This is a genomic window from Saccharothrix variisporea, from assembly GCF_003634995.1.
GTDB classification, from domain to species: domain Bacteria; phylum Actinomycetota; class Actinomycetes; order Mycobacteriales; family Pseudonocardiaceae; genus Actinosynnema; species Actinosynnema variisporeum.
Genome location: NZ_RBXR01000001.1, coordinates 4,796,331 through 4,809,604, shown reverse-complemented (window position 1 = coordinate 4,809,604; position 13,274 = coordinate 4,796,331). Strand labels below are relative to the sequence as shown.

Annotated in this window: 10 protein-coding genes; 4 read left to right on the top strand and 6 right to left on the bottom strand. The window is 73.0% G+C overall.

Annotated elements, in window-relative coordinates; translation table 11 throughout:
• Window positions 1-195: 195 nt before the first annotated feature.
• The 5 genes from DFJ66_RS21480 to moeA form a co-directional block, all read right to left on the bottom strand.
• Window positions 196-2,361, bottom strand: coding sequence for an AAA family ATPase (locus DFJ66_RS21480; protein ID WP_121223457.1), 2,166 nt, complete (start codon window positions 2,359-2,361; stop codon window positions 196-198).
• Between the two features lie 110 nt (window positions 2,362-2,471).
• Window positions 2,472-3,479 (bottom strand): CDP-diacylglycerol--serine O-phosphatidyltransferase, encoded by a 1,008-nt coding sequence (pssA, locus tag DFJ66_RS21475; protein ID WP_121223456.1) that lies wholly within the window; start codon window positions 3,477-3,479, stop codon window positions 2,472-2,474.
• A gap of 5 nt (window positions 3,480-3,484) precedes the next feature.
• The gene (locus DFJ66_RS21470) at window positions 3,485-4,195 is read right to left on the bottom strand and encodes a phosphatidylserine decarboxylase (RefSeq protein ID WP_121223455.1); all 711 of its coding nucleotides are present in this window, start codon (window positions 4,193-4,195) and stop codon (window positions 3,485-3,487) included.
• A gap of 159 nt (window positions 4,196-4,354) precedes the next feature.
• Entirely contained in the window at window positions 4,355-5,812 is a 1,458-nt protein-coding gene (locus DFJ66_RS21465) for a M48 family metalloprotease (RefSeq protein WP_121223454.1), read from the bottom strand.
• Between the two features lie 131 nt (window positions 5,813-5,943).
• Window positions 5,944-7,149 carry a molybdopterin molybdotransferase MoeA gene (gene moeA / locus DFJ66_RS21460; RefSeq protein WP_211351261.1) on the bottom strand — a complete coding sequence of 402 codons (1,206 nt, stop codon included), beginning with the start codon at window positions 7,147-7,149 and terminating at the stop codon, window positions 5,944-5,946.
• Between the two features lie 73 nt (window positions 7,150-7,222).
• Between moeA and DFJ66_RS21455 the strand changes: the two genes are divergently transcribed.
• The 4 genes from DFJ66_RS21455 (at window position 7,223) to groL (ending at window position 11,412) form a co-directional block, all read left to right on the top strand.
• Window positions 7,223-7,867 (top strand): AIM24 family protein, encoded by a 645-nt coding sequence (locus DFJ66_RS21455; RefSeq protein WP_121223453.1) that lies wholly within the window; start codon window positions 7,223-7,225, stop codon window positions 7,865-7,867.
• Window positions 7,868-7,946: 79 nt separating this feature from the next.
• A complete protein-coding gene (locus DFJ66_RS21450) occupies window positions 7,947-8,153 on the top strand; it encodes a cold-shock protein (protein WP_121223452.1) in 207 nt (68 codons plus the stop codon).
• A 147-nt stretch (window positions 8,154-8,300) separates the two neighbouring features.
• The gene (locus tag DFJ66_RS21445) at window positions 8,301-9,557 is read left to right on the top strand and encodes a serine/threonine protein kinase (protein ID WP_121223451.1); all 1,257 of its coding nucleotides are present in this window, start codon (window positions 8,301-8,303) and stop codon (window positions 9,555-9,557) included.
• A gap of 232 nt (window positions 9,558-9,789) precedes the next feature.
• On the top strand, window positions 9,790-11,412 hold the full coding sequence (groL, locus tag DFJ66_RS21440) for a chaperonin GroEL (protein WP_121223450.1): 1,623 nt from the start codon (window positions 9,790-9,792) through the stop codon (window positions 11,410-11,412).
• A gap of 482 nt (window positions 11,413-11,894) precedes the next feature.
• Here groL and DFJ66_RS21435 read toward each other — a convergent pair whose 3' ends face one another.
• Window positions 11,895-13,109 carry a low temperature requirement protein A gene (locus DFJ66_RS21435; protein ID WP_121223449.1) on the bottom strand — a complete coding sequence of 405 codons (1,215 nt, stop codon included), beginning with the start codon at window positions 13,107-13,109 and terminating at the stop codon, window positions 11,895-11,897.
• Window positions 13,110-13,274 lie beyond the last annotated feature (165 nt).

Genomic DNA, 13,274 nt, shown 5'->3' with positions numbered 1-13,274 from the left:
ACCCGCGCGGACCACCGGAAGTGCCGTACCCGCGCGGACCGCCGGAAATGCCGCACCCCGCGCGGACCACCGGAACTGTCGTACCCCCGTGGGACAATGGAAGCGGGGGCCCGAGGCCGGCCCGCAAACGCTTGCCCACCCCGGTCCGCACCTTGCCGGGCGCCCCGGGCTCACACCCGTCCTGGACGCCCCGGTTCACGCCTTCCGGGACTCGGCGTAAGCCTCCAGCGACGCCAACTGCACCGGGTCCAACGAGGGCCGCACCGCCGTCCGCGCCTTGGCCAGGTGGTCCGACGTCACCTCCGCCGCCGCCAGCGACTCCCGCATCGCGGTCAACGCCGCCTCCCGCACCAGCGCCGCGCAGTCCGCCGCCGAGTACCCGTCCAACTCCTCCGCCAGTGCCGACAAGTCGACATCGGCCGCCAGCGGCGTGTTCCGCGACGCCGCGCGCAGGATCTCGGCCCGCGCGGCGGCGTCCGGCGGTGGCACGTACACCAGGCGCTCCAACCGGCCCGGCCGCAGCAGTGCCGGGTCGATCAGCTCCGGCCGGTTCGTCGCGCCCAGCACCACGACGTCCCGCAGCGGCTCGACCCCGTCCAGTTCGGTCAGCAGCGCCGCGACCACCCGGTCGCCCACGCCCGAGTCCGACGACTGGCCCCGGCGCGGCGCCAGCGCGTCCACCTCGTCCAGGAACACCAGCGCCGGCGCGGCCTCGGCGGCACGCCGGAACAGCTCCCGCACCGCCCGCTCGGACTCGCCGACGAACTTGTCCATCAGCTCCGCGCCCTTGACCGACAGCACGTTCAACCGCCCGCTGCCCGCCAGCGCCCGCACCAGGAACGTCTTCCCGCACCCCGGCGGCCCGTACAGCAGCAGCCCGCGCGGCGGCGCGACACCCAGGCGCGCGAACGAGTCCGGGTACTGCAACGGCCACAGCGCCGCCTCGGTGAGCGCCTGCTTGACCTCGGTCATGTCGCCGACGTCGTCCAACGTCAGCCCGCCGGTGCGCAGGGTGTCCGAAGTGGACATCGAGATCGGCCGCACGGTCTCCAACGCGCCCAACAGGTCCTGCTGCGCCACGTGCGGCTCGGCGACGTCCCGCTGCCGCAACGCCGACCGCACCGCGGCCTCCCGCCGCAACGCCACCAGGTCCGCCGCGACGAACCCGGGCGTCCGGTCCGCGACCACCCCGAGGTCCACGTCGGGGTCCAGCGGCACGTCCCGCAGCAGCACCCGCAGCAACTCGGTCCGCCCGACACCGTCCGGCAGCGGCAGCACCAACTCCCGGTCCACCAACTCGGGCACCCGCAGCCGGGGGTCCACCGCCTCGGGATGCGCACTGGTCACGACCAGCGCGAACCCCGGCCGCCGAACCGCCTCCCGCAACGCGTCCAGCACGACCGTCGCCACCGGCGGCGGGTCCGCGGCCGGCAACAGCGCCTCGACGTCGGTCAGCAGCAACACCACGGGCGACCCGGCCGACGCCAACGCCTGGTTCAGCCGCGCCACCGTGTCGTTGGCCTCCAACACCGCGATGCTCGGCGCGGCGACCTCCACAACGGCCGCCCCGACCCCCTGCGCGACCGCCCGCACCAGCGTCGCCTTGCCGACCCCTTCCGGCCCGCTGACCAGCGCCGCGAGCCGAGGTGCCGCGCCCAGCCGCGTCAGCAGCTCGGGGTGCTGGAAGGTGATCTCCAACCACTCGGTGAGCCGCCGAGCGGCGTCGTGCTGCCCCACCAGGTCGGCCACCGGCACGGCGTCCACCACCACTGGTGCCGGAACACTCTTCGGTGGCGCGGGATCACCCGTCCGAGCCCCGTCCCGCCATCCCACGACCGTCGACGGCTGCACCGCCACCACTCCGGCGGGCTCGACGGACGTGATGGTCAGCAGCTCGTTCGTCCACGTCATGCCGATCGCGCGGGACAACTTCCGCCGCGTCTCGCTCACGTCCACACCGGGCGGCGGAGCCAGGTCTTGGGGCAGCAGCGAGACGGCGTCGCCCACGGTGAGCACCTTGCCGGTCAACGCCATCCGCAACGTCTCGGGCGTCAACGACGTACTGGCCAACCGCGACCCGGCCACCGTCACCACCCGAGCCCCGGCCACCTCGACCGGCGCCACCACGACCTCGGCCCCTTCGACGACCCCGAGGTTGGACAAGGTGACGTCGTCCACGAACACCACCCCGGGCGGCCCGTCGCCGGCGGCGGCCAACGCGGCGGACACGCGGGCGCCGGTCAGCTTGACGGCGTCCCAGGCCCGCAACCCCAGGGCGTCCAGCACTTCACGGTGCAACCGCACCACGCCACGCCGGGTGTCGAGGGCCGAGGGGGACAGGCGAGCCGTCAACGTGATCACGCCAAGAGCCTAAGCCGTACCCCGCGCGACGACCGCCGCCTCAGGACCGCCGCCTCACGACCGCCGCCTCACGACCGCCGCCTCACGACCGCCGCCCCAGGACCGCCGCCTCAGGACCGGTGGTGCCGCCGAAGCCCGATCTGCCGCCAGCCCCGGCGCTTCCCGCCGCCCGAGCCGCCCGGTCCGGCAGCCACCCCGGGCACGCCGGGCGCGCCGTTCGCCTCAGCCGCCACCCGAGCCGGGTCAACCCCCCGACGAGGCCGCCGCACAGCCCGCATGGCCGCGCCCGCGACCCGCCCGCCCAACGGCTGCCGCAACCCCAACCGCCGAGCCGCCACCCCGTGCGCCCGCTTGATCGCCCGCCGGTCCGCCGCCGGCACCGACCAGGCCTCCGGGTGCTTGGCCAACCACCGGTACCGCCGCACCGAGTACGGCAGGTGCGCCAGGTACAACAGCGAAGCCGCGATCAACGCCACCAACGGGAACGTGATGATCGCCGCCGCCAACAACGCCACGCCCACCAGCAGCGGCGCGACGGCCCGCGGCGGGACCTTGATCGTCTTCACCGACAGCGTCGGGATCCGGCTGACCAGCAGCAACGCCACCGCGACCGTCCACAGCCCGACCACCCACGGCTCCGACCACCACCCCGGCCGGCGGAACTGCTCGTCCAGGATCAGCGGCAGCAGCAGCAGCAACCCGCCCGCGGGCGCGGGCACGCCGACGAAGAACTCCTTCGCGAACGGCGGCTGCTCGACCTCCAGCAGGGTGTTGAACCGCGCCAGGCGCAGCACCATGCACACCGCGAAGATCAGTGCCACGACCCAGCCCTCGCGGCTGGTGTCGAACCGCCACACGAAGACGACCAGCGCGGGCGCGACGCCGAAGGAGATGGCGTCGGCCAGCGAGTCCAGCTCGGCGCCCATCTTGCTGGTGGCGTCCAGCAGGCGGGCGATCCGGCCGTCGAGCCCGTCGAACACCGCCGCCATGGCGATGGACGCGATGGCCGCGCCGTAGAACCCGTTGATGGCGAAGTACACCGCCGACAGGCCCGCGCACATCGCCAACACGGTGATGGCGTTGGGCAGCAGCCGGACCCCGGGGCCGCTGGGAGCCATGCTGCTCAGCCCTCCGGGAGCTCGGCGAGCACGGTCTCGCCGCCGATGGTCTTCTGGCCCGCCTCGACCAGCACCCGGCTGCCCGCCGGCACGTAGAGGTCGACGCGCGAACCGAACCGGATCAGGCCGTAGGTCTGGCCCACCGCGACCTTGTCGCCTTCGCCGACGTGGCACACGATCCGCCGCGCCACCAGGCCGGCGATCTGCACGACCACGACGTCGTGGCCGTCGAAGGACCGCAGCCACACGGTGTTGCGCTCGTTGTCCTCGCTGGCCTTGTCCAGGTCGGCGGACAGGAACTTGCCGGGCCGGTAGGACACCTGCTTGATGGTGCCGGACACGGGCACGCGCTGGACGTGCACGTCGAACACCGACAGGAACACGCTGATCCGCGTCATCGGGACCTCGCCCAGGCCGAGCTCGGCGGGCGGCACGGCCTCGACGACGTGCGACACCGTCCCGTCGGCGGGCGCCACGGCGATGCCGGGGCGGGTGGGCGTGGTGCGCTTGGGCTCGCGGAAGAACCACGCCACCCAGGCGGTCAGCAGGGCGCCGACGACACCCGCGCGCTTGGAGAAGCGGCGCAGCAGGAGGGTGGCGACGGCCGCACCCAGCACGAACGGGCGACCCGCGGGGTTCATCGGGGGGACGATCCCCTTGGCGAGGTCGAGGAAGTGGGAAACGGCACCACTGTTGTTGTCGCGTTCGACGGTCATGGCTCTTCCGGGTCGGGGCACGTGTCATTCGACCGGCCACACGCTACGCCGGCGGCACCCGGCCCCGTCCGGCGTGCCCGTGCGTCCCCCGACGAACGCACGCGCACAACCGGACGAGTATGCGTCGAGTGTAATCCGGGTCACATGGCGTACTCAACGTCAGCGCGTGAGCGCTCTGTCACACAACGCGCTCACCCGTTCGCGCACCTGCGACACGTTCGTCGGATCTTGAACGGCCGGTGCGACCACTTCGGGTGCGTCCACGGTCGTCCCGTCCGCCAGCACGACCCGCCACGGCCCGCCCCAGTCGAGCCGGAACGACGCCCGCCCGGACCGCACCAGCTCGTCCAGCAGCACCGCGCCCAGCAACTGGGTCACGACCTCGACCAGAGCGCGGTCCCGCTCCTGCGGTGGCACCGAGTCGCTGAGCACGTGCGGGGCGAGCACACCCAGCCGACCCTGCTCCAACCCGGTCAGCAACTCGTCGAGCGTCCCGGCGGGCGCGAACCCGCTCTGCTTGCCCGCCTCGACCAGAAGCCCGGCGAAGTGCGCCACGTGCGCCGCGCCCGCGCGCTGCACGATCTCCGGCCAGTCCGCGACCGGCCCCAGGTCGTCCCGGATCATGCCCCGCTCCAGCTCCGACAAGCCCGTGACCAGCGACCACGCCGGCGCTTCGGCCGTGGGGACGTCCGGTGACGGCAGCGCCTCCATCACCGCGATCCGCTCCCGGATCGGCGGGTGGCTGTCGAACACCGACGCCGGCTGCTCGTCCAGCAGCTTGTCCGCCACCCGCACCAGCTCGGCCGACCGCCTCGGGTCGCCCAGGAAGGACCGGAACCCGGCCAGCACCTGCGGCGTGCGCTCGGCCGCCGGCGCCAGCGACACGTAGTCCTCGTGGTAGGCGTCCCAAGCCGCGTCCAGCGAGAGGATCTTGCGCAGCGCGGACTGGGCGGTCGCCCGGCCCGCCGCGGCCACCGAGGCGGCGTCGGCGTCCAGCTCCTGCCGCCGGTTCACCGACGCCGCGACCCGCGCGTAGAGGCGGGCGTACGCGGCCAGCGGGCGCTGGAGCATCGTGTCGCCCAGGTTGTCCACGGTGTGCGCCAGGGCGTTCTTGGCGCGGTAGGTCAGCGCCGACAGCTTGGTGTGCCCGCCGCCGTAGTGGCCCAGCTCGTGCGCCAGCACGGACCGCAGCTCGCCGACGGTCAGCCCGGCCAGCAGCGGCAGGCCGATCATCAGGTACCGCGGACCGGGCCGCAGCCCCAGCAGGCCCGCCTTCTCCCACACCGCCGCGTTGACCTCGGGCACCAGCCGGATGTCGTCGGGCGCACGGGTGCCGGCGATCACCGCCAGCTCGTCCACCACCCGCCACAGCTCGGGCTGTTCGGCCCGGGTCAGCGGCACGCCCTCGGGCTCCGCGCGCTGCTTGAGCGCCTTGTAGACCGCGCCGGCGACCGCGAGCGCGATGCCGCCCGCGATCACGGCGACCTTGATCGCGCCGACGCCGAAGTGCCCGGTGGTCATCGCGATCACGGCGACCGCGCCCAGCCCCACCGTCAACCCGAGCACGAGCACGAAGAAACCGACCAGCATGGCCACGGCCAGGATCGAGCGCGCCATCCCCCCACCTTTCCGCAAAACCCGTCAGGAACCGTCCCCACGGACCCCCGGAGGTGGGAACTGCGCGCGGAATCCTCGCAGATCAGGCTGCTTTTCCGAACCGGTTTCCCACAACTGCCCGAACCGGTTTCTCACAAGAACCGGACGAGCACCTCGGCACCCTCGGCCAGCTCGGTCACGTCCTCGGGCACCTCGATCAGGCAGTCGCTGACCGCCAGCGCCGACAGCAGGTGCGACCCCGGCCCGCCCACGGGCGTGACGACCTGCCCGGACACCGGGTCGTACTTGCCGCGCCGGAACTGGGTGCGCCCCGCCGGCGACGTCAGGCCGGCGCTCAGCCGGGCCAGGGCGGTCGGCCGCTCGACCTGCGCGAACCCCAGCGCCGCCCGCAGCGCGGGCCGGACGAACACCTCGAACGACACCTGCGCGCTCACCGGGTTGCCGGGCAGCGTCGCCACCGCCACCCCCTGGTAGCGGCCCGCGCCCTGCGGCCCGCCCGGCTGCATCGCGACCTTCGTGAACTCCACGCCCCGCCCGGTGAAGGCGTCCTTGACCACCTCGTACGCGCCCGCGCTCACCCCGCCCGAGGTCAGCAGCAGGTCGAACTCGGCCAGCCGCGCCCCGACCGCCGCGTGGAAGGCGGCCACGTCGTCGGGCACGAACCGCAGCAGCTCCGCCTCGCCGCCCGCCTCCCGGACGGCCGCCGCCAGCATCACGCCGTTGGACTCGTAGATCTGCCCCGGCAGCAGCTCGGTCCCCGGCGACACCAGCTCCGACCCGGTCGACAGCACCAGCACGCGGGGCCGCCGCCGCACCGGCAGCACGGCGAACCCCAGCGCCGCCGCCAACCCCAGCTGCGCCGGACCCAGCGGCGTGCCCGCGGTCAGCACGGTCGCGCCCGCGGCCACGTCGTCGGCCGCCAGCCGCACGTTCTGCCCGACCGCGACACCCCGGTCCACCCGCACGGTCGACGTCCCGCCGTCGGTCCACTCGACCTGCACCACGGCGTCCGCGCCCGGAGGCACCGGCGCCCCGGTCATGATCCGCTGCGCGGTGCCCGGCTCCAGCGGCACCAGCGAGGTCTTCCCGGCCGGGATGTCGTCGGCCACGGGAAGCACCACCGGCACCGAGGCGAGGTCCGCCGCGCGCACCGCGTACCCGTCCATCGCCGAGTTGTCGAACGGCGGCAGCGGGATCGGCGCCACCAGGTCGGCGGCCAGCACCAGGCCCAGGCAGTCCGCGACGGGCAGGTCCACCACGGGCATCACACCGACCAGGCCCGCCACGCGGGCGCGGTGGTCGGCCACCGACGTCAAGGGCTTCGACACGACCACCATCCTGCCGCGCGCGTGCGAGACTGCTCCGACCGGCCGCATGATCGCCGGCAGGCAGCGAGGGGGGAGAAGTCCGGTGCAGGTCCGCACGCGACACACACCGACCTTCGGGGTGGCCAGGCTGGTGCTCGCACCCGCCGAGCCGGTGCTCGTCGAACGGTCGTCGGTGGTCGCGACCAGCTACGGCATCACCGTGGACACCAGGGGCAAGGCGCCCGGCGTCAAGGCCGCCCTGTGCACCGCCGGGCCCGAGGGCGGGTGGGTCGACGTCGCGCCCCCGCTGCCCGGTGACCTGCACGTGCTCGAGCTCGACGGCACCGTCGGCTGGTGCGTCGCCCGCAACACGTGGCTCGCGAGCGCGGTCACCGTCGCCCTGGACCCGGCCGCGCCGCCGGTGCGCGCCCTGCACGGCGGCGACAGCGGCTTCCTGTCGCACTTCCGCGGGACCGGCTCGGTCGTGCTCAGCTGCTACGGCACCCTCGACGTGGTCACCCTCGCCGCGGGCGAACTGGTCACCCTCGACGCGGGGCACGTCGTCGGGTTCGCCGACACCCTCCAGTGCCGCCTGCGCGCCCTCACCCCGGACGTGCCGCAATCGGTCCGCACCGGCGACGGGCTCGTGTTCGACTTCGCCGGCCCCGGCCTGGTCCTGACCCGGACGCACAGCCCGCGCGGACTCGTCACTTGGTTGCGCGACAACGGATTCAGCGTGCGCGCATGACTCCATAAGGAGGTATCGGCGAACCCCCTCGTGCCTCTAGCGTGGCGGTTTGCTCAGGTATTTCTCGAAGGAGGACGTCTTGGCTGTCGGCACGGTCAAGTGGTTCAACTCGGAGAAGGGGTACGGCTTCATCGCCGCCGACGGCGGGCCCGATGTCTTCGTGCACTACTCGGCGATCCAAATGGAAGGCTTCCGCACGTTGGCCGAGGGCGACCGCGTGGAGTTCGAGATCCAGGCGGGCCGGGACGGCCGCAGCCAGGCGGCGGACGTCCGGAAGGCATCGTGAACCCCGCCCGGCCCGCCCCGCGGCGGGTCGGGCCGTTCACCGCGACCCCGCGGGTCGTGATCAGCCGTGCCGCGGTCAGCCGGGTCGTGATCGGACTTACGCCGAACCGCCCACACGCCCGTTCGGCCGGACGTTAGGCTGCCTCGCGTGTCGGAGGACCTGTCTGGGCGACGGCTGGGCCACTACCGGATCGACGGGGTGCTCGGCCGCGGTGGCATGAGCGTGACCTACAAGGCCACGGACGTCCGGCTCGGCCGCAAGGTCGCGCTGAAGGTCATCGGCGAGCACCTGACCGCCGACGCGGAGTTCCGCGAGCGGTTCGTGGACGAGGCCCGCAACACCTCGGCGATCGACCACGCCAACATCGTGCCGCTGTACGACTTCGACGAGGTCGACGGCCTGCTCTACATCGCGATGCGGCTGGTCGACGGCCAGGACCTGGCCTCCCACATCAAGGACGGCCCCCTCTCGCCCGCCCGCACGCTCACGCTGCTCGGCCAGGTCGCCGAAGCGCTGGACATGCTGCACGGCAAGGGCCTGGTCCACCTCGACGTCAAACCGGCGAACGTGCTGGTCACCACCAAGGAAGCCGTGCGCGAGCACGTCTACCTCGCCGACTTCGGCCTGACCCGGCGCGGCGCCACCGGCCACCGCACCCGCACCGGCGACTTCCTCGGCTCCCCGACCTACGCCGCGCCCGAGCACCTGCGCGGAGAACCCCTCGACGGCCGCACCGACCAGTACGCCCTGGCCTGCATGGTGTTCGCCTGCCTGACCGGGCGGCCCCCGTTCCAGGGCGGCGTGCAGGACGTCATCCAGGGCCACCTCGGGCAGGAGATCCCGGCGGTGACCTCGCTGGTCGCCCTGCCGCCGGGCATCGACGACGCCCTGCGCAAGGGCACCGCCAAGGACCCCAACCAGCGCTTCGGGTCGTGCCAGGAGCTGATCTCCGCCGTCCGCACCGCCCTGGGCGGCGCGGCGACCGTGACCAGCCCGCCCCGCCGCGTCGACGCGCCCGCCTCCGCCCCGACCCCGGTCGTCGGACCCCCGTCGGGCGGGATGCCCGCGCAGCAGCCGCCGGCGCAGGGGCCGCAGGGTCCGCAGGGCTTCGCGAACCAGCCCGGCTACCTCGCCGACCCGGTCCGCCTGCGCCCACCGACCCAGATGGGCGGCGCCTCGGCGTTCACCTCGACCAAGAAGGAACGGCCCGCGTGGGTCGCGCCCGTGGTCGCCGGTGTGGTGGCGATCATCGCGATCATCATCGTCGTGCTGATCCTGACGCCCAAGGACGAGCCGCCGCGGCCGCCCGCGTCCACCAGCTCCGGCCAGTCCATCGACGTGGGCGGGAACAAGAGCAGCTCCAAGCCGCTGCCGACGAGCGTTCCGGTCAAGACGTCCCGCTGAGCCACGCCGCGCTGACCTGGGGTTCTTGCACTCGCCGCCGTCGAGTGCTAAACACGGTGCTGGCACTCGGACCACCTGAGTGCCAGCACGCAGGCTGGGACGGTGAGGCGCACCCGTTACGCGGGTGGGTCGTCCGTCGCGGGCACCGAGCCTGGCCAAGCACCGTGTTCCGCTGCGGGCACCTGTCCGCAGTGGCCCCATAAGTCGTTTATAGGCGGAGGAACACACCGCAATGGCCAAGATGATCGCGTTCGACGAGGACGCCCGCCGCGGTCTCGAGCGTGGCATGAACACCCTCGCCGACGCCGTCAAGGTGACGCTGGGCCCGAAGGGCCGCAACGTCGTGCTCGAGAAGAAGTGGGGCGCGCCGACCATCACCAACGACGGCGTCTCGATCGCCAAGGAGATCGAGCTCGAGGACCCGTGGGAGAAGATCGGGGCCGAGCTCGTCAAGGAAGTGGCGAAGAAGACCGACGACGTCGCCGGTGACGGCACGACGACCGCCACGGTGCTCGCCCAGGCGCTGGTCCGCGAGGGCCTGCGCAACGTGGCCGCCGGCGCCAACCCGCTGGGCCTCAAGCGCGGCATCGAGCAGGCCGTCGAGGCCGTGACCGAGCAGCTGCTCAAGACCGCCAAGGAGGTCGAGACCAAGGAGCAGATCGCCGCCACGGCGTCCATCTCCGCGGGCGACTCGACCATCGGCGAGCTGATCGCCGAGGCCATGGACAAGGTCGGCAAGGAAGGCGTCATCACGGTCGAGGAGAGCAACGCGCTCGGCCTCGAGCTCGAGCTGACCGAGGGCATGCGGTTCGACAAGGGCTACATCTCGGGCTACTTCGTCACCGACCCGGAGCGCCAGGAAGCGGTCCTCGAGGACCCGTACATCCTGCTCTACGGCTCCAAGATCTCGTCGGTCAAGGACCTGCTCCCGCTGCTGGAGAAGGTCATGCAGTCCGGCAAGCCGCTGCTGATCATCTCCGAGGACGTCGAGGGCGAGGCCCTGGCGACCCTGGTGGTCAACAAGATCCGCGGCACCTTCAAGTCCGTCGCCGTCAAGGCCCCGGGCTTCGGCGACCGCCGCAAGGCCATCCTGCAGGACATCGCGATCCTGACCGGCGGCCAGGTCATCACCGAGGACGTCGGCCTCAAGCTGGAGAACGCCGACCTGTCCCTGCTGGGCAAGGCCCGCAAGGTCGTCGTGACCAAGGACGAGACCACGGTCGTCGAGGGCGCGGGTGACGCCGAGCAGATCCAGGGCCGCGTCAACCAGATCCGGGCCGAGATCGAGAAGTCGGACTCCGACTACGACCGCGAGAAGCTCCAGGAGCGCCTGGCGAAGCTCGCCGGCGGCGTGGCGGTCATCAAGGCCGGCGCGGCGACCGAGGTCGAGCTGAAGGAGCGCAAGCACCGCATCGAGGACGCGGTCCGCAACGCCAAGGCCGCCGTCGAGGAGGGCATCGTCGCCGGTGGTGGCGTCGCGCTGCTGCAGGCCGCCGAGGCCGCCTTCGCGGGCCTGAAGCTGGAGGGCGACGAGGCCACTGGCGCCAACATCGTCAAGGTCGCCGTCGAGGCTCCGCTCAAGCAGATCGCCGTCAACGCCGGCCTCGAGGGCGGCGTCGTGGTGGAGAAGGTCAAGGGCCTGCCCGTCGGCCACGGCCTCAACGCCGCGACCGGCGTGTACGAGGACCTGCTCGCGGCCGGCGTCCCGGACCCGACCAAGGTCACCCGCTCGGCCCTGCAGAACGCGGCCTCCATCGCCGCGCTGTTCCTGACCACCGAGGCCGTCGTGGCCGACAAGCCGGAGAAGTCCTCCGGTGCGCCGGCCGTGCCGGACGCGGGCGGCATGGACTTCTGAGCCCAGCGCCAAGCTCCACGGCACTCACGAAGGGCCCGGTCCCCACGGACCGGGCCCTTCGCCTTCCCCACCCGCCCCACCCGCCGGCCCACACCCACCCTCGGCCCCGCCGCCGCCACGCCCGCGCCGCCGCCCTCCGCCCGCGCCACCCGCTGCCTCTGCCGCCGCGCCGCCGCCCCCCGCCCGCGCGCCGCCCCCCGCCCGCGCGCCGCCGCCCGCCCGCGCTGCCCGCGCGCCGCCGCCCTCCGCCCGCGCCGCCCGGTCGCGCTGCCCGCGCGCCGCCGCTCCTCGCCCGCGCCGCTCCTCGCCCGCGCCGCCGCCGCCCGCCCGCGCCGCCCGGCCCGCGCTGTCCGCCCGCCGCCGCCCGCCCTCCGCAAGCCCGAGCCCGGCCCGTCCCCCCGCGATTCCTCCACTTCACGGGACGCGCGACCCGCCGATCGGTGCCAAATCCGACATGTCACACGATCGAGTGAAGCCCGTCCTCAGTGCTCAGCCGGTGCGTGGACCCGGTCGCGGATCTCCCGACGCGCCCCGCCGTACACCCGCACCTCCACGGCGATCCACAGCACGCAAGTCCCCGTCAAGATCCCCAAAGCCGCCCACGCCGGCACCAGCAGCGCCACCGGCGTCAGGGCCACCAGCACGAGGGCCACCGCCGCCCGCACCTTGTTCACCGTCCCCAGGTTCCGCAGCCGGAACCCGATGTGCCCCAGCACGTACAGCAGCACACCCCCGTACAGCGCGTACGGCCCCACCCCGTGCAAGTGCTCTCCGGGCGTGTGCCCGTCGGCCCCGCCCAGGTAGTTCATGGTCTTCTTCAACCCCAGCGCCAGCAGGATGATCCCCGCGATCATCGGCAGGTGCAGGTAGGTGAACGAGTCGCGCCCCAACGCGGCCCGTCGGGCGCCGGAAGCCGAGTGCAGCACCTGCTCCGCGACCGGGGCCACGACGTCGAAGTACGCCCACCACAGCGCCGCCGCGATGACCAGGCCGCACACGATCCCGAACACGATCGACCACGACACCGGCAGGTCCGCGACCCCCGCCCCCACCGCCACGATCGACTCGCCCAGCGCGATGAGCACGATCAGCGCGTACCGCTCGGCGAAGTGCACGGCCGAGTGCACCCGCCACCCGGACACCCCGGTCAGCAGCACCCCGCCGTAGTCGACGGCCAGCGCCAGCGCCCACAGCAGCGTCTGCGTCAGGCCCGACGTGAACGACGCCGTCACCAGCACCACCGTGCCGGACAGCATCGGCAGGCACGTCACCGCCAGCTGCTTGCGCAGGGCCGCGTCACCGGCCGAGAACCGCCAGTACGAGACCAGGTGCAGCACCCGCACGAACAGGTAGCAGCCGGCGAACACCAGCGGTCCGGGCAGGCCGCCGGGCAGGTCGTCGAACGCCTCCGGGATGGTCACCGACGCCACCAGCATCACGGCCATCGCCGAGAACAGCACGATCCGCGCGCCGTCGTCGTCGGCGTGGACGCGGTTGCCCAGCCACGAGTACGCGCACCAGCACCACCAGAGCAGGGCGAGCAGCAGCATGCCGCGCACCACGCCGCGGACCGTGGGGTCGGCGGCCATCAGCTGCGTCACCTGGGTGATCGCGTAGACGAACACCAGGTCGAAGAACAGTTCGAGCGGTGTCACCCGGGCGCCCTCGTGGACGACCCGTACCCGGCGTGTGGACATGCCCGGAAGTGTGCCATCCACCTGCGAGAACCCATGATCGGTTCGCTAACCGTGAACTGTTAACGACAGGCTGTGTATCCACCGTAGAACTACTCACTCCTTATCTGATGACCGCACCTCGACCCCGGAGGAACGCATGGAGCACGCGCCAGACGAGCAGGCGGC

Bases quoted from the DNA above. Each gene is read 5' to 3' on its own strand.
- pssA (WP_121223456.1), bottom strand. From the start codon at position 3,479: ATGGCTCCCAGCGGCCCCGGGGTCCGGCTGCTGCCCAACGCCATCACC.
- DFJ66_RS21470 (WP_121223455.1), bottom strand. From the start codon at position 4,195: ATGACCGTCGAACGCGACAACAACAGTGGTGCCGTTTCCCACTTCCTC.
- DFJ66_RS21465 (WP_121223454.1), bottom strand. From the start codon at position 5,812: ATGGCGCGCTCGATCCTGGCCGTGGCCATGCTGGTCGGTTTCTTCGTG.
- moeA (WP_211351261.1), bottom strand. From the start codon at position 7,149: ATGGTGGTCGTGTCGAAGCCCTTGACGTCGGTGGCCGACCACCGCGCC.
- groL (WP_121223450.1), top strand. From the start codon at position 9,790: ATGGCCAAGATGATCGCGTTCGACGAGGACGCCCGCCGCGGTCTCGAG.
- DFJ66_RS21435 (WP_121223449.1), bottom strand. From the start codon at position 13,109: ATGTCCACACGCCGGGTACGGGTCGTCCACGAGGGCGCCCGGGTGACA.